The 21568-nt window shown below is 71.8% G+C and carries 15 protein-coding genes; 7 read left to right on the top strand and 8 right to left on the bottom strand.

Features of this window, described 5'->3' with window-relative positions; all coding sequences use genetic code 11:
• Positions 1-3: 3 nt before the first annotated feature.
• The 6 genes from ACIBZJ_RS12935 to ACIBZJ_RS12910 form a co-directional block, all read right to left on the bottom strand.
• Positions 4-1203 (bottom strand): MFS transporter, encoded by a 1200-nt coding sequence (locus ACIBZJ_RS12935; protein WP_395928798.1) that lies wholly within the window; start codon positions 1201-1203, stop codon positions 4-6.
• Positions 1200-1787, bottom strand: a complete 588-nt coding sequence (folE, locus tag ACIBZJ_RS12930; protein WP_395928796.1) for a GTP cyclohydrolase I — start codon at positions 1785-1787, stop codon at positions 1200-1202. Before folE ends, ACIBZJ_RS12935 begins: the two co-directional genes overlap by 4 nt.
• Positions 1784-2158 carry a 6-carboxytetrahydropterin synthase QueD gene (queD, locus tag ACIBZJ_RS12925; RefSeq protein ID WP_395928794.1) on the bottom strand — a complete coding sequence of 125 codons (375 nt, stop codon included), beginning with the start codon at positions 2156-2158 and terminating at the stop codon, positions 1784-1786. Before queD ends, folE begins: the two co-directional genes overlap by 4 nt.
• Before the next feature lie 2 nt (positions 2159-2160).
• Positions 2161-3264 carry a peptidogalycan biosysnthesis protein gene (locus ACIBZJ_RS12920; protein WP_395928792.1) on the bottom strand — a complete coding sequence of 368 codons (1104 nt, stop codon included), beginning with the start codon at positions 3262-3264 and terminating at the stop codon, positions 2161-2163.
• The gene (locus ACIBZJ_RS12915) at positions 3261-4607 is read right to left on the bottom strand and encodes a hypothetical protein (RefSeq protein ID WP_395928790.1); all 1347 of its coding nucleotides are present in this window, start codon (positions 4605-4607) and stop codon (positions 3261-3263) included. Before ACIBZJ_RS12915 ends, ACIBZJ_RS12920 begins: the two co-directional genes overlap by 4 nt.
• A gap of 386 nt (positions 4608-4993) precedes the next feature.
• Positions 4994-5737 (bottom strand): tyrosine-protein phosphatase, encoded by a 744-nt coding sequence (locus tag ACIBZJ_RS12910; RefSeq protein ID WP_395928788.1) that lies wholly within the window; start codon positions 5735-5737, stop codon positions 4994-4996.
• A gap of 307 nt (positions 5738-6044) precedes the next feature.
• On the opposite strand from ACIBZJ_RS12910, the gene ACIBZJ_RS12905 reads away from it, so the two are divergent.
• Positions 6045-6311: a hypothetical protein gene (locus tag ACIBZJ_RS12905; RefSeq protein ID WP_395928786.1), complete on the top strand. Its 267-nt coding sequence runs from the start codon at positions 6045-6047 to the stop codon at positions 6309-6311.
• A gap of 50 nt (positions 6312-6361) precedes the next feature.
• Positions 6362-8110, top strand: a complete 1749-nt coding sequence (locus ACIBZJ_RS12900) for an endonuclease/exonuclease/phosphatase family protein (protein ID WP_395928784.1) — start codon at positions 6362-6364, stop codon at positions 8108-8110.
• Here ACIBZJ_RS12900 and ACIBZJ_RS12895 read toward each other — a convergent pair.
• Complete coding sequence (locus ACIBZJ_RS12895; protein ID WP_395928782.1) at positions 8096-9136, bottom strand: saccharopine dehydrogenase NADP-binding domain-containing protein; 1041 nt, start codon at positions 9134-9136, stop codon at positions 8096-8098. The genes ACIBZJ_RS12900 and ACIBZJ_RS12895 overlap by 15 nt on opposite strands.
• 191 nt (positions 9137-9327) lie before the next feature.
• On the opposite strand from ACIBZJ_RS12895, the gene ACIBZJ_RS12890 reads away from it, so the two are divergent.
• The 5 genes from ACIBZJ_RS12890 (at position 9328) to ACIBZJ_RS12870 (ending at position 15670) form a co-directional block, all read left to right on the top strand.
• Complete coding sequence (locus tag ACIBZJ_RS12890) at positions 9328-11613, top strand: putative bifunctional diguanylate cyclase/phosphodiesterase (RefSeq protein ID WP_395928780.1); 2286 nt, start codon at positions 9328-9330, stop codon at positions 11611-11613.
• Between the two features lie 74 nt (positions 11614-11687).
• On the top strand, positions 11688-12029 hold the full coding sequence (locus tag ACIBZJ_RS12885; protein WP_395928778.1) for an ArsR/SmtB family transcription factor: 342 nt from the start codon (positions 11688-11690) through the stop codon (positions 12027-12029).
• On the top strand, positions 12022-12498 hold the full coding sequence (locus ACIBZJ_RS12880) for an SRPBCC family protein (RefSeq protein ID WP_395928776.1): 477 nt from the start codon (positions 12022-12024) through the stop codon (positions 12496-12498). The genes ACIBZJ_RS12885 and ACIBZJ_RS12880 overlap by 8 nt, the downstream gene beginning before the upstream one ends.
• A gap of 10 nt (positions 12499-12508) precedes the next feature.
• Positions 12509-13369: a TIGR03620 family F420-dependent LLM class oxidoreductase gene (locus ACIBZJ_RS12875; RefSeq protein ID WP_395928774.1), complete on the top strand. Its 861-nt coding sequence runs from the start codon at positions 12509-12511 to the stop codon at positions 13367-13369.
• Positions 13370-13432: 63 nt separating this feature from the next.
• Positions 13433-15670 (top strand): molybdopterin-dependent oxidoreductase, encoded by a 2238-nt coding sequence (locus ACIBZJ_RS12870; protein ID WP_395928772.1) that lies wholly within the window; start codon positions 13433-13435, stop codon positions 15668-15670.
• Here the strand turns inward: ACIBZJ_RS12870 and ACIBZJ_RS12865 are convergent.
• A complete protein-coding gene (locus ACIBZJ_RS12865; protein ID WP_395928770.1) occupies positions 15629-21286 on the bottom strand; it encodes a diguanylate cyclase in 5658 nt (1885 codons plus the stop codon). The two genes, ACIBZJ_RS12870 and ACIBZJ_RS12865, sit on opposite strands and share 42 nt — an antisense overlap.
• Between the last annotated feature and the right edge of the window lie 282 nt (positions 21287-21568).

Below are 21568 nucleotides of genomic sequence, written 5' to 3'. Positions count from 1 at the left end.
GCGTCAGGCGAGCTGGGGCCGGGTCCGGGCTCTCCCGAGGCGAGTCACGGTGGCGCCGATCGCCGGAAGGAGGGCGACCGCCGCGACGCCGAGCACCAGCCATCCGATCGCGCCGTGCGGCACCACGATCCATCCGAACAGCAGTGGGCCGGCAACGGCCTGCAGCGAGAAGCTCATGCCGAACGTTCCGAAGTACGCGCCCTGGTCGCGCGCCCCGACACGGGCCAGCACGAGCGCCCAGGCGCCCGCGGACGCCAGCAGTTCGCAGAGGGTGAAGGCCGCGGTCGCCAGGAGGATCATCAACTGGGCCCGGGACGGATCATGAGGCGGGACGGCGGCGAGCGACGCCGCACCGGCCGCGAAGGCCAGTGCGCCGAGCGTCAGGAACCGGCGGCTGCGTCCGGTGCCGTCCGCAGCGCGACTGAACCGCGTCTGCAAGACGATCACCGCCGCGGTGTTCAGCAGCAGGCAGAACGGGATGACGTACTGGGGCGCGCCGACCGTCACCACCCACATCGGAACGCCGACCACGATCACGCACTCGCTGAGCGCAAGCGCTCCGTAGAGCCCGGTCAGCAGCAGGAACGGCCGATCGCGCACCACGGCGAGCGGGCCTCGGTCCGTCGTTGCCGTCGCCGTCGCCGTCGGCTCACGGGTTCGCGGTGCGAGGGCGATCGCGACGACGGCGCAACCGAGGTACGAGCAAGCGTTGAGGTAGATCAGTCCGACCGAGCCGGCATCGCCGGCCAACGCGGTCACCACCGCACTCACCGCGGCGCCGACGGCGAATCCGATGTTGAAGATCGATCGCTGGATCGCCTGTTCCCGAGTCCGCTGCTCCGGGTTCGAGTACGAGTACAGCAGCGTGGACTTCGCCGGGCCGATGGACGCCTGGAGCACGGCGATGGTGACCAGCACGACGCCGAGGCCCACTGGACCACGAATCTGGGGAAGGAACGCGAAAAGGGTCCCGATCGCGACATGAGAAATCACCAGTACGGGCCGCGCCCCCAGCCAGTCGGACACCACGCCGAGCGGCAAGCCGGCCAGCGCAGCGCCCGCGGCCGCCAGCCCGAGCACCAGGCTGACCCCACCGGTGGACAGCCCGCGCACCTGGACGAAGTACACGACGCTGATCGCGACGTAGGAACCGGTCCCGAGCGAGTCGAGGAACGTGATCGTGTGCAGGCGCCGGACCGTCATCGCTCGGCGGGAGGAAGCAGAGCAAACAACTCGGCACGCTCGTCGCTGTCCTTCTCGTACACGCCGTGAAACGAAGCCGACGTCATCAGCGCCCCGGTCCGGATGCCGCGCATCGTCATGCAGAGATGCTCGCCGCGGCCGATCACGGCGACGTCGCCGCTACCCGTGAGCTCCTCGACCTCCTCGGCGATGCCGGTCACCAACCGCTCCTGGACCTGCAGCCGGTGGGCGTGCTTGTGCGCGATCCGGGCGAACTTCGAGAGGCCGAGGATTCTCTCCCGCGGCCGGTAGGCGATCGTGAGTACGCAGTTGAACGGCAGCAGGTGGTGCTCGCAGAGGCTCCAGACCGTGATATCGCTGACGACCACCGTCTGGCTGGTGCGGACGAGATCGAACGTGGTGTCGAGCGAGCCCGGGCTGTAGTCGATGAACTCACGCCACCAGCGGGCATAGCGGCTCGGGGTGTCGCGGAGGCCGTCGCGTTCGGGGTCTTCGCCGAGTTCCCGAAGCAACTGGCGGGCCAGTTCCTCGAGCGGTTCGACAGCGGTCGTGTCGATGTTCATCGCGTGTGCCTCCCCGGTCATCGGGCGGTCCCGGGGCGGTATTCCGCCCAGGACCGGGGCGTCTCGGAGACACGCACGCAGGTGAGTTCGGGGATCTGATCGACCCAGGTGGAGTAGATCCACATCGCGAGGTTCTCGGCCGAGGGATTCTGATCACCCATGACGTCGTTGAGATGCTGATGGTCCAGTTCGGCGTCGATCCATTTGGCCACGGATGCCAGATCGCCGTAGTCGCGGACGAAGCCGGCCGGCGTGAGGTCCGCTGCTTCGGCCGTGAGTTCGACCGAGACGACGTAGTTGTGCCCGTGCAAGCGGCTGCACTGATGATCGGAAGCGAGGTGGGCCAGCCGATGGCTGGCGGAGAACGAGAATTCCTTGGCGATGGAGAGCATGGTCATCCTCCCGGCTCGTTGATGATCTTCTGGAGATGGCTCACGAGGGCGGTGTTCGAGGAATTCGGCGAATGCGCGACCAGTCGGATCAGCGCGTCGATCTTGCTTTGGTTCCAGTGGCGCGCATCATCAGGGGTCCAGAGCGGCGTATCAGACAGATCGACCGCCCATCGCGGCTCGAGCCGGGCGCCCCGCCCGAGCTTTGCGGGATAGGCTTCCATGCCGAGGTCGATGCGTCGCCGGTTGCTGCCGATAGCGAATAGTAGCGGCTGGTAGTAGCCGAGATTGAAGTATTCACAGGCCGGCGAACGTTCGTTCAGCAGGCCGACAATTCTGGTGTGGACGGAGATCTCGTCCAGATGGACCACGACGCCACCGAGCAATTCTCCGGATGGGCCACGAGCGGTGAACACCCGAGCGCGATCCGGAAAGCAGTCATGCTGGCGCCGGAGGCCCGCCGCGACCGTGGCGGAGTCGGTTCGAATCCCGTGCCGCGCCTCGGATCGCGCGATCAGCGAGGACAGCTCCGGGAGGCAGTCCGGAATTTGCTCCACGGAGGGCGTGAGACCGGCCGATCGGAATGCGTTCCGTTCCCGGCGGATCTTCGTACGGCGTGAGCTGGGGAGCGCGGCCAGGTACTCGTCGAAGCTCGCCGGGACGTCGATGACAGCGTGGAAGCCCACCAGTAGCGGCGGCCGGGCGGACGCCGTGACGACCGCGTCGATGGAGCCGTCACTCAGGTGGAGGCCGATCACCCCGACGGCGTCTTCGCGCTGCTGGACGGTCCGGGCGGCCCGGACGAGAAGCGGCGCGGCATCCGGCGTCGCGAGCATGAACTCGCCGAAGAACGCGTACGGCGACCCGAGGACCACATAGCGCGCGGGGGCCAGCCCGAGGCCGCCCAGCAAGCCGGTCGGCTCCAGGTAGGGATGCCCGTTGCCTTCGGTGATCCAGCCGGGAATCGCGCCGACCAGGTCGTCACCGTCGGTTGCTTCGACACTGAGGGTGCGGCCCGCGTTCCGATCACCGTACGAGAGGAAGGCCGAACCGGAGTAGAACGAAAAGGACGCAGCCAGGCGATCCCATCGCGGATGGCGTCCCATCATGCCGCCGATTCGGCACGGCCCGGCAACCAGAACTGGCGGTAGCTGAGCCGACGGAGGGTGGTGCTCGCGTCCGGGTGCGGGTTTCGGCGGGCGTAGAGGAGCGGGATGCTCTGGTCGGGGTCGTCACCGTAGGCCGTCAGCCAGGCATCTCTCTGGTAGCGCGACCAGTCGCGGTCGAAGCCCAGACCGAGCGAGTTCGCGGCCCGGGTGCGGATCGCCCAACGCCGGTAGAACGCGACCTCGAAGAGCGCTTTTCCGGTGGCTGTCGTTGCCGCGCGTCGCCGGAACCAGTGCTCTGCCTTCTTCTCTGCCGAGGCGTTGGAAGCCGGCGGTTGCCCGCTGTCGGCCGCGATTCGTCCCAGCTCCGGCATGAATCGCTCGACGTGGCGCATCGCGTCGAGCAAAGCCGTCGATCGCGGAGCCGCCGGACGCTCCAGCAGATCGGTGAACCTCGCGTCGGGAGTTCTCCACCAGTCCTCACCGTGCTCGGAGGCGAGATCGTCCTCGGCCGCGAGGGAGAGCTCGTCGAGAGGCTCGAGCACGACCGTCACCCGGTGGTCGCTGTAGTCCGCGGCGAGCCGCCGGACCGTGTACTCGTGCTGGTTCATCGTGTCGATCAGCTCGCCGAGCCGCCCGCGTTCGAGGTAGTCGAGGAAGACGCTGGGAAACATGCAGGCCGACGCCCGCTCCGTGGCCGTCTGCTGACGCAAGGTCGCCCGTACGAAACCGACGCGGGAGTTGTCGGCGATCAGCCGGACGAGCGCAAGTGCGCGCCGGGCGCTGCCGTCGTCGGGGTTGGTGGCGAGCCGGCGTGGTTCGGTGCTGCGAGGCGCGCGATGCGCGCAGAGCGGTATCTCGATGTCCAGCGGACCCGGATCGAGCAGCCGTTGCAGAACGGCTGTCATGTCGCGGTGGCGATTCGCCTCCTGCACGAACTCCCCGCGCCGGCTCATCCGGAACCCGATCAGCAGCGGCCCGAGCAAACCGAGGACGTCAGCGGGCTCGATCGCCTTGCGTCGCTGTGGTGAAAGGCAATCGATCACTTGGCGTCCGTGCCGGATCTCGTCGCGGCTCGCGACTTGCCCGCTGAATGCGAATATGACCGTGCGCAACGAGCTTTCCCAGCGCGACGCCTTGCGGCGGGCCAGCGGATCGAAGTCGAGAAGTGGTCGGTCGCTGAACCAAGACCGGAAATCGACGCTCGACTTTCCGGCGCGTCCACGGCAAACGTCGGCAATTTCTTCGGGTTCGAGTTGCTGTCCGTCCAGGGCGCTCATTTTGCGTTCCATGGATACGTCCCAGAAGCGGAACAGCCCTTTTTCCAGGCAGCCTTCGGCCGTCATTCCATCACTGTTTTCCACCGGGCCCCGTTTTCCGAGCGGATCAGTTGTGAGTAGCGATTCGTGCTTCGTGATGCCATTATCCGGCGTGATGAATGCTGGCGATATCGACGCTTCCCGTCAAGTAACGAACCGATAACGCGACGCATTCCTGCTGGCCGGGCGCGGAGTATCGGCCAGAAATTGCGCATTCCTGTGGCGCTGCCGCAGCGAATCGATTCGCATAGTCGGGCGCGCCCGGTCGCGAGGCGCGGGGCGCGAACGAGGGAGCCTCCTCCACTGCCGGCAGACTCCGAGACGCCGAGCAGCTGCGGCTGCCGATGATCGCCGGGACCGAGTGATCTCGCACTCCGCCCGGGGCACTGCGACGTCGCCGGCCCGGATCGGCGTCAGCCGGTGAGGAAGGCGGCCCGGAATCGCGCCAGGTCGGCGTCCGCGTAGCCGTGGGCGAGAAGCCACCCGGCGCCGCCACCGAACACCGTGGTGAGCTGGTCGAGGAACTCGGCAATGGTCTGAGCGCGGGCGTGCCGCGAGTCGTCCGGCAGGTTGCTCATCCGGGTGGGCAGGCCCGCGTTCCGGCGGAGGTACCGATCGACGATCGCGTCCATGTTGTCGTCGGTCATCGCGTAGTCGGCGGCGATCTCGTCGCGGCGGACGCCGACGGCGTCGAGGAGGATCGCGACCAGCGTGCCGGTGCGGTCCTTGCCGGCGGCACAGTGCACGAGGGCGGGCAAGCGGTCGGGATCCGTGAGCAGACGCGCGGCCCGCACGACGCCCTCGGCACCGCTGCCGAGGTAACCGAGGTAGTGACCGGACATGCTGCCGCGCAACAGTTCGGGCACCACCGTGCCGGCGCCGGGGTCGCTGCTCATCGGGTGGTTGGCGTAGGAGAGCCCGGCTTTCTGGAGCGGGTTGAGCCCGTCGCGTTCGGTCTCCTCGACCGAGCGGAGGTCGACGATCTGCCGCAGGCCCCGGGCGCCGGTCAGCTCGGTGACGTCGGCCGGGGTGAGTTCGCTGGGGGCGTCCGACCGGTAGAGCAGGCCGAACCGGGTCTGGCGGTCGTCGACGGTGGAGAGCCCGCCGAGGTCACGGACGTTGCTCGCGCCCTGCAGGGTCAGGACCCGCTCGGTCATGTGCCGTCCTTCCGTAGCTGTCTTCGACGATAGGGCCATCCTCCGCTCGGGGGAGGACGGTGCCTCGACCTCTGGACAGAGGCGTTCACCTTCTAGGTCAGGTGACCGAGTTACCAGTCGCTACCGAGCCGACGCGTCGTTAGAACCGGTAGGGGGTCGAGATCGGAGGGGGAACGATGGAGGAGTCGACGGTGCTGGTGGAGTTCGTGAGGTCGGCCCCGGGCTCGTCGTCGGGGGCTAGGGTGACCCGTCGTCAGGGCGGCTGCGCGCAGGTCGTGGACGAGGGTGTACCCGGGGGTGAGTTGCGGTGGCTGGTCAGGTTGGTGCCGGCGTTGCTCGTCGCCATGGCGCCCGGACGCTGACCGGGCTGATGGCCGGCGACGACGACGCGGACGACCTCGACGCGGGTCTGACACCGGAACAGGTGGAGGCGGAGCGGCGAGCCGCCCGGGAGGCCTTGCGCCGCCTGCACGTCGAGGCCGAGGGCCGGTGCGACTGGTGCGGCCTTCCTTTTCCCTGCCCGGACTCGCAAGACGGGGAAGACTCGCAGGACGGCGAACGGGAAGGTCGCTGATATGGGCTAATACCCACAGATACCAGTGTGGACAACGAGGGGAAGACGGAATGCTGGGACGACTAGCGGCCGGCGGGGTACTGCTCTCGGCCGTGCTGATCAGCGCACCGGCGCAGGCGGCGACCGCGACACGCATCCACGACGTCCAGGGCGCGGCGCATCTCTCGCCACTGCGGGGCACGGCGGTGAGCGTTCCCGGGATCGTGACCGCCACGGCGTCCAACGGCTTCTACCTGCAGGATCCGCAGCCCGACCGCGATCCCCGGACGTCGGAGGCGATCCTGGTCTACACCGGCTCCGCGCCCACCGCCGCCGTCGGCGACGCGGTGACCGTCACGGGCACCGTCACCGAGTTCCGCCCCGGCGGCGCGGACGGCACCGCGAACCTCACGACGACCGAGCTCACCAGCCCGACGGTGACCGTCACGTCCTCCGGTAACCGCCTCCCGGTGGCCACCGTGCTGCGCCCGCCGACGTCCGTCATCGAGAACGACTCCACCGGCGACGTGGAACAGTCCGGCACGTTCGACCCGGCCACCGACGGCATCGACTACTACGAATCGCTCGAGTCGATGCGGGTGCAGGTCGTCAACGCGGTCGCGGTCGGACCGACCAACTCGTTCAACGAGCTCCCGGTCGTGACGACCGGCGCCGGCCCGCGCAGTGCGCGCGGCGGCATCGTGCTGCGTCCCGGCGACGCCAACCCCGAGCGGATCATCCTCGACGACGGGCTCGGTTTCGTGCCGCCGATGGTGGACGTCAGCGCCAAGGCGAGCGGCCCGGTCACCGGCGTCGTGAGCTACGGCTTCGGCAACGTCAAGATCGTCCTGACCGCGGCGGCCACGTTCACCGGGACGCTGACCCCGGAGACCACTCGCGCCGACACCGGCACCGAGCTCTCCGTCGGCACGTTCAACGTCGAGAACCTCGATCCGGGCGACCCGCCCGCGAAGTTCGCCCGGCTGGCGTCGATCATCGTGAACAACCTGCGTGCGCCCGACGTCCTCGCGCTCGAAGAGGTGCAGGACGACAACGGCGCCACCGACGACGGGACGGTCGCAGCCGGTCAGACGTACGCGAAACTGATCGCCGCGATCACCGCGGCCGGCGGCCCGTCGTACGAGTTCCGGCAGATCGACCCGGTCGACGACCAGGACGGAGGCGAGCCGGGCGGGAACATCCGGGTCGGTTTCCTCTTCGCACCGAGCCGTGGGGTGTCGTTCGCCGGCGCTCCGGCGGGAGACTCGACCACCGCCGTCGCCGTGAACGCCGGCGGGCACCTCACGCTGAACCCGGGCCGGATCGCCCCCGCGAACGACGCGTGGGCCGACAGCCGCAAGCCACTGGCCGGTGAGTTCGTCTACCGCGGCCGGTCGGTGGTCGTGATCGCGAACCACTTCGCCTCCAAGGGCGGCGATCAGCCCCTGTTCGGCCGATTCCAGCCGCCCGCGACCCCGTCCGCGACCAAGCGGGCCGCCCAGGCCAAGCTGGTCAACGACTTCGTGCGGCAGCTCGGGCCGCAGGCGCTGGTCGCGGTCGTCGGCGACCTCAACGACTTCGAGTTCTCCACGACCGTGAAGACCGTGGCCGGCACCCAGCTCGTCGACCTGCCCGCGACGCTGCCGGTCTCGCAGCGGTACACGTACGTGTTCGACGGCAACTCGCAGGTGCTCGACCACATCTTGCTGAGCAGGGGCGCCGCTCGCTCGTACTCGTACGACATCGTGCACGTGAACGCCGAGTACACCGATCAGGCCAGCGACCACGATCCGCAGCTGGTGCGGCTACGCGTCCGGTAGATCCAGGACGAACGCCCCGAGATCCTCCAGGCGGCGCAGGAACGGCCCGGCCGGGTACGCCTCGGCCGGGCTGTGCACCCCCGAGGACGCGCCCGGCGCCTTGCCGTCGAGCGCGAGGTCGAGCGCGGCCTCCACCGACGCCACCGCGCCGGCCCACCAGATGTCGTGGCCGGTGAGGTGCGCCGACCGGGTGCCCTCCGCGGTCCGCACGTCGACCGCGACCGTGAACGCGGTCTGCGCCCGCTCGGCCGCGTCGACGTGTTCGCTGGTGAAGACCTGCGGCTCGGCGAACGTGCTGGCGGTGAGCAGCACCTCGACGTCGCGGGTCGGGACGTGCCGGGGGATCGTCACCGCGTCGCCGGTCGGGAACGGCCCGATCATCTCGCGGTCGCCCAGCGGCGGCGGGAACGCGAACGACGTCGTGTACATCGGCTGCGGCCCGATGCGCTGCGCGCCCCCGGCGAACGTGATCCGTTCGACCTCGTTGATCAGCTGGTCGGCCGTGTGGCGGGCACCGGTCGTCATCCGCCACCCGCTGACCGCGTACCCCACCGTCACCTTCTGCACGACCGTCGCCCCGCCGGTGGCGGCCGAGGCCAGCAGATCGCCGAACCCGCCGTAGAAACTCAGGCCCGGGCACACCAGGACGCCGGCCCGTTCGGCCGCCGTCCCGTAAGCGTCGAACAGGTGCTTGACGTGGTGGATCTCGACCGCGTGGTCGACGTAGTGCGTGCCGGTGTCGAGCGCGGCGGCGACCAGCGGCTCGCCGGTGCGCGAGTACGGACCGGCGCAGTGGATCAGCACCGGGGCGCTGCCGGTCAGCGCGCGTAACTCGGCCGGTTCGTCGAGCGCCGCGGGCCGGACCGTCACCCGGTCGCCCTCGGCGAGCTCGGCGGCCAGCTCGATCAGCCCGGTGGCGTCGCGCCCGCCCAGCACGACCGGGTGGCTGCGGGCCAGCAGTTCGGTGGCGACCAGGCGCCCGGTGTGGCCGGTGGCGCCGTAGACGGCGATCGGTGCGGCAGACATGCGAACTCCCCGATTCGAACACGTGTTCGTATTCACGCTACGCTAATCCAGCGACTGCGAGAAGTCACTGTTTACCGCATGGTGTAGATACGTGTGAGCAGCGCCGAGAGGATCAGCTCAGGTTCGGTGCCACCTGGACGAAAAGTCCTACAAAAGGGTTAAGACCGAGCCCGAACGAGGTGCAGTGCAGCATGGCGGAGCGCCCCGTGGTGTCGCGCGTCGTCCGGCTGGCCGTCGGCGCCCTCGCGGTGGTGCTGGCGGTCCACCTCGGCTGGGTCTGGAGTGGTCGGGCGGAGCAGTCTCCGCTGCGGTTCTGGTCGCCCTGGGCGCTGGTCGAGATCCTGCTCGGGGTCGGCGTGGTCGTGGTCGTCCTGCGTTGCGTGCTGGTGCCGGCCCAGCGGCTCGCGTGGGCGCTGATCGCGGCCGTGGCCGGCACCACCGCGGTCGGCTACCTCGTCTGGGACCGGCTCATCTCGTCCGGTGTCGAGGTGCCGTCGTTCTCGCTCGCGGACGCGTTCTGGCTCCCTGCCCTGCCACTGCTCGGGGTCGGGGTCTGGCGGCTGTCCCGCCCCCTGGTCGGCGGCGTCGGCGCGGTCCGGATCTGGGACGCGGTCGCGGCCTCGTCGCTGGGCGCCTCGGTGACGGCGCTCGTGCTCGGCCGGGACGTGCTGACCTGGACCGGCGGCAACCCGCTCGACGCGATCGTGACGCTCGGCTACCCGGCTCTCACGATGGTGCTGGTCGGAATGATGGGCTCGATCGCCGCGCTGGCCGGCTGGCGGCTCGATGCCGGGTGGCTGCTGCTCTGCGCGCTGGTGCTGGACATGGCGGTCGGCAACGCGCTGACCAGCCGGATGCTCGCGAGCGGCTCCGGTAACATCGAGATGGTCGACCAGCTCGCCGGCGTCGCCGGTCTGCTGATCGCGGCCGCGGCCTGGGCCAGGCCCCGGCGGATGGCCGACCGCCCGGTCGACCTGCGGACGCTGGTCGCCCCGCTGCTCTGCGCGGCCACCGCCGTCCTCGTGCTCCTGCTGACCCAGCTCATCAACGAGACCTGGGTCGCGAGCCTGTTCGCCACCCTGTCGGTGCTGGCTGCGCTGATCCGCATCGGGCTCGGCGTCCGCAGCCTGCTGGACGCGGGTGAGCAGCACCGCCTGGCGATCACCGACGAGCTGACCGGTCTGTACAACCGCCGCGGGTTCCTGCGCGGGGTGGAGGAGTCGCTCGCGGCCGCCAACCGGCGCCCGCGGGCCGTGCTGCTGCTCGACCTCGACCGGTTCAAGGACGTCAACGACGGCCTCGGTCACCAGATCGGAGACCAGCTGCTGGCGGCGCTCGCGCCGCGGCTGACCGACGCGCTCGGGCCGGACGATCTGCTCGGCCGTCTCGGCGGGGACGAGTTCGCGGTGCTGACGTCGACGCCGGACGTCGGACGCCTCGCCGAGCAGCTGCTGGCCGCGGTGCGCAAGCCGCTGCCGGTCGGCGGCATCGCGATCCCGATGGACGTGAGCATCGGGGTCGCGGTCGACGTCAACGCCCCGGTGACCGCGACCGTCGAGGAGCGGACGGTCGAGCTGCTGCGGTGTGCGGACACCGCGATGTACCGGGCGAAGGCCGAACGGCGCGGCTGGGTGCGCTACGACTCGATCGGGCCGGACCACCAGCGGGATGCGCTGGAGCGCGCCGCCGAGCTGCGGAGCCTCCTGCTCGGGATCGGGTCGCGCGAGGCCTACGGCTCGCTCGAGATGCATTACCAGGCGCTGGTGGCCACGTCGCCGACGGCGTCGGCCCGGTACGAGGCGCTGGTGCGGTGGCGGCACCCGCAGCACGGGATGATCGCCCCCGACGACTTCATCGGGCTGGCCGAGCGGACCGGCCTGACCCCATACCTCACCCGGCTCGTGCTCGGGATGTCGCTGGACCAGGTCGCACAGTGGCGGCACGGCGGGGGAGACGTCGAGGTGTCGGTCAATCTGTCGGCCTCCGACCTGTTCCACCCGACGCTGGTCGACGAGATCCTCGACGGGCTGACGACCCGCGGGTTGCCGCCGGAAGTGCTGACCGTCGAGATCACCGAGCAGGTCGCGATCGGCGACATCGAGACCGGCCGGGACGTGCTGGTCGCGCTGCGGCGGGCCGGGGTCGGCGTGGCGATCGACGACTTCGGCACCGGGTACTCGGCGCTCTCGTATCTGCAGCGTCTGCCGGCCACCGAGCTGAAGCTCGACCGGTCGCTGACCGCGACGCTCACCGACGATCCGGCCGCCGCCGCGATCGCCAGGGCCTGCATCGACCTGGCCCACACGCTCGGGCTCGAGGTCGTGGCCGAGGGCGTCGAGACCCAGGAGCAGGCCGATGCGCTGATCGCCGCCGGCGTCGAGCGCCTGCAGGGCTGGCTGTTCGGCCGCCCCGAGGCCGGCGGCGTGGTCCCGCCCTCGTCCGCCATCCGTGCGGCCCGCATCCCGGCCCACTCCTGACCGCTGCCGGGGTTGACAGCGGCGAATTCGGCCCGCATCCTTAACCCATCGGTTTTAGAACTAGGTGGTTATTGATGTCGACTGATCAGCTCAGCCTCGTCTTCGGCGCCCTCGCCGATCCGACCCGTCGGGCGATCCTCACCAGGCTGGCGTCCGGCGGCGACGCGACCGTGGCCGAGCTGACCGGCCCGTTCGCGATGTCCCAACCGGCCGTCTCCAAGCACCTCAAGGTCCTGGAGAACGCCGGCCTCATCTCGAGGACCCGGCGCGCCACCGCACGACTCAGTCATCTGGAGGCGGAGCCCTTGCGCGACGCGACCCGGTGGCTCGTCGATTACCGGGAGTACTGGACGACGAGCCACGACCGACTCGATGAGCTGCTCCTCGAACTACAGACCGGAGAGAACGATGAGTGACACCGTCATCACCGCCGAGCCCGGCACCGCCCAGGTCGTCATCACCCGCGAGTTCGACGCTCCTCGCGACCTGGTCTTCCGCTGCTACACCGACCCCGACCTCATCGCCCGCTGGATGGGCCCGCGCGAGCTGACGACGAAGATCACCGAGTACGACGTCCGCGACGGCGGCCGCTGGAGCTACGTCAGCGCCGACGCCGACGGCAACGAGTACGGCTTCCGGGGCGTGTTCCACGGCACCCCGACGCCCGACCTGACGATCCAGACGTTCGAGTTCCTGGGCCTGCCCGGGCACGTCGCGCTCGAGGCGCTCACGATGACCGAGGAGAACGGGCGCACGCTGGTGCGCACGCTCTCGAGTTTCCAGTCGGTCGAGGACCGCGACGGCATGGTCGAGTCGGGCATGGAGGTCGGCGTGCGTGACTCGGACGCTCGTATGGAGGAGCTGCTCGCCGAACTCCAGCGCTAGGGTTTCGTGTATGGCGCAACGACTTGTGAGCGTGTGGCAGCCCTACTTCGCCGCGACCGGAGACCGGGAGGCCGCCGTCGCGGCGGCCCGGCAGCTGGAAGACCTCGGCTACGACCGGATCTGGTTCTCGGCCGGTTTCTCCGACGGCGTCCCGGCCCGGTTCCGTGAACTGCTCGACGGCACCGAGCGGATCGGCGTCGTCCCGGGCATCGTCAGCATCTGGCACGCGTCACCGGCCGACGCGGCGGCGTACACCGCCGCGGCGGCCGAGGCGCACCCCGGCCGGTTCCTCCTCGGCCTCGGCGCGAGCCACGCGCCGCTGCTCGAGAGCCAGGGCCGTCGGTACGAACGCCCGTACTCGCGGATGGTCGAGTACCTCGACGCTCTCGACGCGGCCGGTGTCGCCCCCGAGCAGCGGGCCCTCGCCGCGCTCGGGCCGCGGATGATGACGCTCTCCCGCGACCGGTCGCGCGGAGCGCACCCGTATTTCGTCCCGGCCGAACACACCGCGGAGGCCCGGGGAGTGCTGGGGCCGGACGCGCTGCTCGCGCCCGAGGTGGCGGTCGTCCTCGAGGCGGACGCCACGGAGGCGCGCGCCGTGGCCCGGCGCTACATGAAGGGCTACTTGCAGCTGCCGAACTACACCCGGAACCTGGTGCGGATCGGCTGGCCGGAGGAGGAGCTGGCGAACGGCGGCAGCGACCGTCTCGTCGACGCGCTGATCCCCTGGGGCACGGTCGAGCAGGTGGTGGCCGGGCTCGAGAAGCACTACCGGGCCGGTGCCGACGAGGTGACGATCCAGGTGCTCAACGACGACCAGAAGTCGTTCCCGGCGGACGCGTTCCGGTCGCTGGCGGCGGCGCTGATCTAAAGCCCGGAATCTTGTCGCAGGGGTCGTCCACACTGGGGTGATCCCTACGGCGAGGAGTTCGCGATGAGCCGCACCGCGTACCGGACCTGTCCGCTCTGCGAGGCCGTGTGCGGGCTCGAGCTCACGCTGGAGGGGCGCGACGTCGTTCGTGTCCGCGGTGATCGCGCCGACGTGTTCAGCCAGGGCTTCCTCTGTCCGAAGGGCGCGACGCTGGGCGAGCTCGACCAGGATCCCGACCGGCTGCCCGGCCCGCTGGTCCGTCGCGACGGCGTGCTGGTGCCCGCGACCTGGGACGAGGCGTTCGCCGCGGTGTCGGCCGGGCTGGCCGGGCACTCCGGAGACGCGGTGGCCCTCTACGTCGGCAACCCGAACGCGCACACGCTGGCCGGTCAGCTCTACCTCACGCCGTTGCGCCGGGCGCTCGGCACGAAGAACGTCTACAGCGCGTCCAGCGTTGACCAGTTGCCGAAGCACGTCTCGGCCGGGCTGATGTTCGGCGACCCGCTCGCGATCCCGGTACCCGACCTCGACCGCACCGACTACCTGCTGATGCTCGGCGCGAACCCGCTCGAGTCCAACGGCAGCCTGTGCACCGCCCCCGACTTCCCTGGCCGTCTCAAGGCGCTCCGGGCCCGCGGCGGGCGCCTCGTCGTGGTCGACCCCCGCCGGACGCGGACGGCGGCGATCGCCGACCGCCACCTGTTCATCCGCCCGGGCACCGACCCGTACCTGCTGCTGGGCATCGTCCACACGTTGTTCGCCGAGGGGCTGGTCGTCGACGACGAGCGTTTCGCCGGGCTCGGCGAACTCGCCACCCTCGCCGCAGACTTCGCGCCCGGGAAGATGGCCGAGGTCTGCGGTGTGCCCGCCGCCGCGATCGAGACGCTCGCCCGCGAGCTCGCAGCCGCGTCCACCGCCGTGGTCTACGGCCGGATCGGCACTTCGACGGCCGAGTTCGGCACGCTGACCAGCTGGCTCGTCGACGTCGTCAACGCGCTGACCGGCAACCTCGACCGGCCCGGCGGCGCGATGATCCCGGTTCCCGCGCACGGCCGGGCCCGCCGGCGCAAACCGTTCGCGCTCGGCCGCTGGCGCAGCCGCGTCCGCGACCTGCCGGAGGCGATCGGCGAGCTCCCGGTCGCGACGCTCGCCGACGAGATCCGGACGCCCGGCAGCGGGCAGATCCGCGCGCTGATCACCGTGGCCGGCAACCCGGTGCTCTCCACTCCGGACGGTCCGGGCCTGGACGCGGCGCTCGGCACGCTCGACTTCATGGTGAGCGTCGATCCGTACCTCAACGCCACGACCCGGCACGCCGACGTGATCCTGCCGCCGCCCCGCATCCTCGAGACCGGGCACTACGACCTGGCGCTGCTCGGCCTCGCGGTCCGGCGGATCGCGCGGTACTCGCCCGCGGTGCTGGAGCGGGAGCCCGGCCGGCCCGACGAGTCCCAGATCCTGGCCGCGCTGACGATGATCGCCGCGGGCCAGGAGACAGCCCAGGCGGGCCGCGCGGCGGAGCTACTCGACGGCGGGCTGATCGGCGCGATGCTGTCCGCGGCCGTCGCCGACCCGCGTTCACCGCTGCACGGGCGGGACGCGGCCGCGCTGGCGGCCGAGCTCACCGGCGTGAACAGCACCGAGCGGCGGCTCGACCTGATGTTGCGGCTCGCACCCGACGGCGACGCGTTCGGCGCGCGCCCGGGCGGGTTGTCGCTGGCCTCGCTGCTCGCTGCTCCGCACGGCATCGACCTCGGGCCGCTCGAGCCGGCGCTCGACGCCGTGCTGGCGACCGCGTCCGGCCTGGTCGAGCTCGCGCCCCCGGCCATCGTCGCCGACCTGGCCCGCCTGCGCGCCGGTGCCGACGCCAGGAGCGGCGGGTTCGTGCTGGTCGGCCGGCGCAACCTACGCACGAACAACAGCTGGTCGCACAACGTCGGCGGGCTGTCCGGCGGCTCGAACCGCTGCACGCTGCAGATGCACCCGGACGACGCCGAGCGGCTCGGCCTGACCGCCGGGCAGGACGTCACCGTGCGGTCGCGGGTCGGCGCGGTGCAGACCGTGCTCGAACCGAGCCCGGCGATCATGCCGGGTGTGGTGAGCCTGCCCCACGGTTTCGGCCACGGCCTGCCCGGCACCCGCCTGCGGGTGGCGGAGCGGACGAGAGGCGTGAACGTCAATGCGCTCACCGATCCCGAGCTGCTGGACGCGATCAGCGGCACCGCGGTCCTCAACGGCTACCCCGTCGAGGTCACCGCGTCAGCCGACGTGGACCCGGTTGCGGCCCGCGTGCTTGGCTAGGTAGAGGCACCGGTCGGCCCGGCCCAGCAAGGCGCTGACCAGTGCGTCGGCGCTCGGGTCGGTATCCAGGTCGGGGTCGCGCAGGTAGGTCACGCCCAGGCTGATCGTCACGGTGAGCGGTCCGGCCGACGTCGGCACCGGCTCCTGCTCGATCGCGGCCCGCAGCCGCTCGGCGACCCGGGCCGCCTCCACCGCCCCGGCCCGGAGCAGCAGCACGAACTCCTCACCGCCGTAACGGCCGAGCAGCCCGAGCCCGCGGCCGTTCTGCCGCAGCCGGGTCGCGACGACCTGGATCACCTCGTCGCCGACCTGGTGCCCGTGCTCGTCGTTGACCCGCTTGAAGTGGTCGATGTCGATCATCATCGCGGCGATCGGCCAGCTCGCCGCGCTGTCCCGCCGGCTGACCCGGACGTCCTGGGTCGCCAACTCGAAGAAGTGCCGCCGGTTCGCGACGCCGGTCAGCCCGTCGATCGTGGCCAGCCGCTGCACCTCGGTGAACAGCCGGGCGTTCTCGTACGCGACCATGCCCTGCGCGACCAGCGCACCGGCGATCTCGGCCGCCCCGTCGTCGTAACCGTCCGGCGCGTCGGTGGCGAACAGCAGGACGCCGAGCCGCTCGTCCCGCGCGACCAGCGGCAGCGCGAGCCACGACCGCACGCCCGGCACCGACTTCGTGACCAGCGCGGGAGCGTTCGCAGAGCTGAGCACGGGCTCGTGCGCCGACAGCAGCGCGGTCAGCCGTTCGTCCGGGTCCTGCGCCATCGGGTGCGAGCCGGTCGGCATCCGGAAGCCCGGCCCGTCGGTCTCCGCGTCGAGACCCTCGGCCGCCGCGACGGCGGCGACGATGCCGGCCAGGTCGTCGGTCTGGTGGTGCCGCCCGGTGCGGGTCGTGGAGGTCACCCACACCATCGACTGCCGGCTGCCTGAGGTCGGGTAACTCGCCTGCACCAGCCAGCCGTGATCACCGCCGACGACGCCGAACACGACCGTGAGCAGCCGCCGCAGCACCTGCTCGGGTGCCGGTTCGAGGATGCCGGTGATCGCGGCCAGCGCGTCCCGGAGCATCTCGGCCAGGTCCCGGCGCCGGTTCGCGTCGCCGACCGCGACCTCGAGCTGCGCCGCCCTGGCGGTCTCCAGCGCGACCGCGACGTGCGACGTGATCGCGGTGAGCACCCCGACGTCGTCCGCGGTGAAGATGCCCTTCGCCACCCGGCTGTCGAGGTAGACGACGCCGAGCAGGCGCCCGTCGAGGAGGATCGGCGCGACCATGATGCTGCGCAGCCCGTGCAGCACGACGCTCGCCGCGCCGAGCGCCGCGCCCTCTTCGGTGCCGGTCATCACCATCGCGGTGCGGCTCTGCCAGACCCGCTCGACCAGCGACGCGCTGTACCCGGTGAGCGTCGGCAGGTCTTCCCGGGACGCGTCCCGGCCCCCGTGCGGACGCAGGTGCCCGGAGTCGTCGACCAGGAACAGGAACGCGCGCTCGGCCCCGAGGATCCGGATCGTCTCGTCGAGCGCGACCGCCGCCAGCCGGGCCGGGTCGAGGACGCGGGAGGCGGCCAGCCCCACCTGCGCGATCGCGTCGAGGCGCTGCCGGTACAGGCTGACCGCGACTTCGTCGGACGAGCGGGCCTGATGGATCGTGAACCGCGAGGCGCTCTCCAGCCCGAACTCGGTGGCGAGCTGCCGGGCCCGGTGCGGCCAGCGCTGCTCGACGGCGAGCGCCAGCGCGTAGCGGGCCTGGCGGTCGCGTTCCCCGTCGACGCCGTCCGCCGCCAGGGCCCGCGCCCGCGTCCGCGCCGCCTCGAACGCGACCAGCGGAGCGTCCACCGCCCGGATGGACGGTTCGGCGGAGTTCAGCACGCGCAGTGCCCAGCCGGCCCGGCCCTCGGCCAGGCGCAGACCGGCCAGCGCGACCCGGTGGTGGGCGCGGAGCAGCGGGGTGTTGGCGACCAGCCGGAGCGTCCGCACGGCGGCGCGGGCCTGCCGCAGCCGCTCCGGACGCGCGGCCGGCGACGCGGTCCGGGCCTGCTCGATCCGGCCGTAGGCCTGATAGACGTAGAGCCCGCGCTGGATCGGGATCAGCGCCCACCACTGCACGCCCGACGCGCTGAGCGCACCGGCGGCCTCGTCGAACGCCGGGCCGACGTCGCCCTGTTCGACCGCGGCGAGCATCTGGGCGTAGCTGAAGTCGACCTGTTCCCAGCGCTCCTGGCCGTTGGTGGCGAGCATCCGGGTGAGCTGCGCGGCGGCCTCGGCCGGACGCCCCTGGAGCGCGAGCAGACCGACCTGGCAGGCGTGCACGGTGGTGTTGAGCGTGCCGTCGCTGGCGTCCACCAGCGTCCGGCGCCGGGCGAACACGTCCTCGGCGCCGGTGAGGTCGCCGCGCATCAGCGTGTCCCAGCAGAGCACCGACAGCAGGTCGATCCGGTACCCGGCGTCGAGCCAGCGGGCCCGGCCGCTCAAGACCTCGCGGACGCGTTCGCCCTGGTCGAAGCCGAAGAACTGGCAGTCCATCGCCTCCAGCCACTCGACGAACGCGATCAGCTGGGGGTCGCCGACCTGCTCCGCGGTGCGGTGCGCCCGGCGGGTGAGCCACCGCCCGTACCGGCGCAGCCCGACGATGAACGCGAGGTGGGCGGCGGTGATGTTGAGCCGGGCGCTCTCCGGGCCGCGCCCGATCCGCGCGGTGAGGTAGATCCGCCGCAGCGTGTAGGCCAGCGAGACGTCCGGCCGCAGTTGCCTGGCGTAGGCCAGCGCGCCGATGTCGTACAGCTCGGTGAGCAGGCCGTACAGGTCGCGCTGCGCGCCCCGGGCGGTGCCGTAGCCGATCCGGACGACGCTCATCAGCGAGCCGAGCAGCGCCAGCCCCAGCGTCGAGGTGATCAGCACGAACTTGTTCTTCGGTAGCGGGCGGCCGAGCTCGGCCAGCGCGGACTCGATCGCGACCGACTGCCGCCCGGTCGCCCAGGTGCTGTCGTGGACCTGCGCGGTCAGCGCGAGCAGCCGGGCGCGCTCGAGCGGGTCGAGGGTCGCCGCGCGGGCGGCGTCGAGGGTCGCCAGCGCGTCGCGGAACCGGCCCATGCGGTGCTGCGCGCGCGCCAGCGTCTGCAAGAACGCGGCGTCGGGGGTGATCCGGCCCCGGGCGGCGGCCGAGGCGGCCTGCTCGAGGAACCCGGCGGCCTCGGACGGCGCCTGCTCGGCCAGCGCGAGCCGCCCGGCCGCCGCGCACGCCTCGAACAACGCCGGGCTGGGACGTCCGTCGTCGGCCAGCTGCCGGTGCCGGGCCAGTGCGTAGACGGTCGCCGGCGTGGTGCTGTCGGAGGCGGCGAGGACGTCGGCGATCCGGGCGTGCACCCCGCGCAGCGTCGCCGGGTCGAACTGGGCGAGCAGGGCCTCGCGGATCCGGTCGTGCAGGAACTGGAAGTTGTCACCGTCGCGGCGCTCGAGCAGGTGACGCCAGGCCGCGGCGCTGGCGACCTCGATCGCGCGGCGGCGGGCGATGCGGCCGACCTCGGCGACCAGCCCGGGGTCGAAATGCGGGCCGAGCGCGGCGGCCACCCCGAGCAGCTGCCTGCTCTCCTCGTCCAGCCCGCGCAGCCGGCCGAGCACGAGTTCGACCGCGTCCACCGGCAGCTCGACGTCGTGCAGCATCTCGGAGTCGATCTGCCAGGTGCCCCAGGAGGGCCTGGCCAGGCCGGCGTCGACGATCGCGTTGAGGAACTGCAGCAGCGTGAACGGGTTGCCGTCGCTGCGGGCGGCGAGCGCCGAGGCGGCGCCCGGGCTGATCGTGATGCCGCCGGTGATGCCGCGAACCAGCTCGGCGATCGCGGACGGCGGCAGGGGGTCGAGCCGGATCGTCGTGTCCAGGGCCCGTCCGAGCGCCGCCTTGACGGTGACGGCCGGGGTGTCGTCGCGGGCCGTCGTCAGCACCAGGATCGGCGCGGCCGGTAGCTCGTCGGCCAGCTGGCGCAGCACCCGGCCGGTGGCGTCGTCCATCCAGTGCACGTCGTCGAGGTGCAGGATCAGGCCGCCGGCCGACCGGGCCAGCCCGGCCAGGAACCCGGCCACCGCTCCGGGCAGCGGCTGGTCGCGGTCGTCGGGCAGCGCCGGCACGGCTTCGAGCAGCTCACCGAGGCTGGGGGAGAGACCGTGCAGCAGCGAGGCCGCCTGCCCCGCCGCGGCGGTCAGGTCGACCGCGGCGGCCACCCGGCGGGCCGGTGGCAGCGCGTGCACCTCGGCGACGTACCGGTCGAGCGCGGCCCGCAGCGGCGCCAGCGGTACCGAGGCGTCCACGTCGCACTTTCCGGAGAGGACGAGCCCGCGACGAGCGATGACCGCCGCCGTGAGTTCCGCCGTCAGCCGGCTCTTACCGCTGCCGGTCGGGCCGGTGACCAGCACCGCGCCCCCGGCCGGCGGCCCCTGGGCGTCGGCCGCGTCGAGGACGCGCTGCCAGCGGGCGGCCAGCGCGCCGAGCTCGGCGTCGCGTCCGACGAACGGGGCCTCGGTCGTCGTCCCGGCCGGACGGTCGGCCGAGCGCGGCGTGAAGCGGTGGTCGCCCGCGGCCAGCCGCTGCAGGTCGGCGGCCAGGCCGTCGCCGCTGCGGTACCGGTCGTCGGGGTCCTTCGCGAGCAGCGTCGTGATGATGCGGCCGAGCAGCGGCGGCAGGTCGCGGCGGGCGGCCAGCGGGTCGGGCGCCGGGACGCTCGCGTGCATGCGCAGCAGCGAACCGACGTCGTCGGAGTTGAACGGCGGCGCACCGGTGGCGCACTCGAACAGCACGGCGCCGAGCGCGTAGAGGTCGGCCCGGCCGTCGACCGGGCGGTTGAGCATGCCGGACTGTTCGGGCGCGCAGTAGAGCATCGTCCCGGCGACCGTGCCGTCGTGCGGTGCGCCGAGCCGGGACGCCAGCCCGAAGTCGATCACGCGGGCCTGCGGAGCCGCCCCGGAACGAGACGCGGCACCCGTGGTCACGAGGATGTTCTCCGGCTTGATGTCACGGTGGACCAGCCCGGCCCGGTGCGCGGCGGCCAGCGCGCCGGCCACGTCGATGCCGATCCCCAGCAGCGTGCCGACGTCGAGCGGCCCGCCGGCCAGGACGTCGGTCAGCCGGTCGCCCTCGACCAGGTCCATCACCAGGTACGGACGCCCGTCGGTGGTGCCGACCTCGTGGATGCGGGCCAGCCCGGGGTGCGCGACGCAGGCCAGCAGCGCCGCCTCGCGGCGGAACGCCCGCACGTTCCGATCGGCGCCGTCGGCGGAGTGCTCACGCGGCACCTTCATCGCGTAGACGCCGTCGCCGCGCCGGACGCGGTACGCGATCGTGCGGCTGCCGCGCCCGAGTTCGCCGAGGATCTCGTACCCGGCCGACGCCTGGGCGGCCTTCGCCGCGGCCGCGGCCCGAGCGTCGGCCGGAGTCTCCACGGCGGGAGTGGGCACCGGACGCGGGGGACCCTCGGGCGGGGCGACGGCGGCGGGACGATCGCCGAGCACGACGGTGGTCCGTGCGTCGGCGGCCTCGGGGGCTCCGGCCGTACTGTCGGCGGTTCCGGCGATCGCACGCAGTCGGTCCAGGCCGTAGAGGACGCTCGCGTCGTCGTGGCGGTCGAGCGACACCCAACGCTCCTGATTGCTTGGCGGCGGTCGGAGCCTACCGACGGCCGGCGATCCAGGAGTTACAGACGAGGAACTTCGATGAAGTTGCCCCCGTTTCTCACCCGACCGCCCGAGACCGTCCTGTCCCCGATGCGGAGGGAGCGGTCTTGACAATAGGATCCGGTATCTCTCGACTTCCGTGGAGCGGCCCCAGATGGCGCGTGGTCGGCACCGCAGTGCGGCAGTAACCCGGCAGCAGGCGTCCGCCTCATCGGCGGCCCCGCCCCGGCGTCGTTGGCTGCC

This window comes from Cryptosporangium sp. NPDC051539 (assembly GCF_044454545.1).
GTDB lineage: Bacteria > Actinomycetota > Actinomycetes > Mycobacteriales > Cryptosporangiaceae > Cryptosporangium.
This window is presented reverse-complemented; position numbering and strand designations above follow the sequence as displayed.

Excerpts from the sequence above, each read along its gene's own strand:
- ACIBZJ_RS12935 (WP_395928798.1), bottom strand. The coding sequence starts at position 1,203 with ATGACGGTCCGGCGCCTGCACACGATCACGTTCCTCGACTCGCTCGGG.
- folE (WP_395928796.1), bottom strand. The coding sequence starts at position 1,787 with ATGACCGGGGAGGCACACGCGATGAACATCGACACGACCGCTGTCGAA.
- queD (WP_395928794.1), bottom strand. The coding sequence starts at position 2,158 with ATGCTCTCCATCGCCAAGGAATTCTCGTTCTCCGCCAGCCATCGGCTG.
- ACIBZJ_RS12920 (WP_395928792.1), bottom strand. The coding sequence starts at position 3,264 with ATGATGGGACGCCATCCGCGATGGGATCGCCTGGCTGCGTCCTTTTCG.
- ACIBZJ_RS12915 (WP_395928790.1), bottom strand. The coding sequence starts at position 4,607 with ATGACGGCCGAAGGCTGCCTGGAAAAAGGGCTGTTCCGCTTCTGGGAC.
- ACIBZJ_RS12910 (WP_395928788.1), bottom strand. The coding sequence starts at position 5,737 with ATGACCGAGCGGGTCCTGACCCTGCAGGGCGCGAGCAACGTCCGTGAC.
- ACIBZJ_RS12900 (WP_395928784.1), top strand. The coding sequence starts at position 6,362 with ATGCTGGGACGACTAGCGGCCGGCGGGGTACTGCTCTCGGCCGTGCTG.
- ACIBZJ_RS12895 (WP_395928782.1), bottom strand. The coding sequence starts at position 9,136 with ATGTCTGCCGCACCGATCGCCGTCTACGGCGCCACCGGCCACACCGGG.
- ACIBZJ_RS12890 (WP_395928780.1), top strand. The coding sequence starts at position 9,328 with ATGGCGGAGCGCCCCGTGGTGTCGCGCGTCGTCCGGCTGGCCGTCGGC.
- ACIBZJ_RS12885 (WP_395928778.1), top strand. The coding sequence starts at position 11,688 with ATGTCGACTGATCAGCTCAGCCTCGTCTTCGGCGCCCTCGCCGATCCG.
- ACIBZJ_RS12880 (WP_395928776.1), top strand. The coding sequence starts at position 12,022 with ATGAGTGACACCGTCATCACCGCCGAGCCCGGCACCGCCCAGGTCGTC.
- ACIBZJ_RS12875 (WP_395928774.1), top strand. The coding sequence starts at position 12,509 with ATGGCGCAACGACTTGTGAGCGTGTGGCAGCCCTACTTCGCCGCGACC.
- ACIBZJ_RS12870 (WP_395928772.1), top strand. The coding sequence starts at position 13,433 with ATGAGCCGCACCGCGTACCGGACCTGTCCGCTCTGCGAGGCCGTGTGC.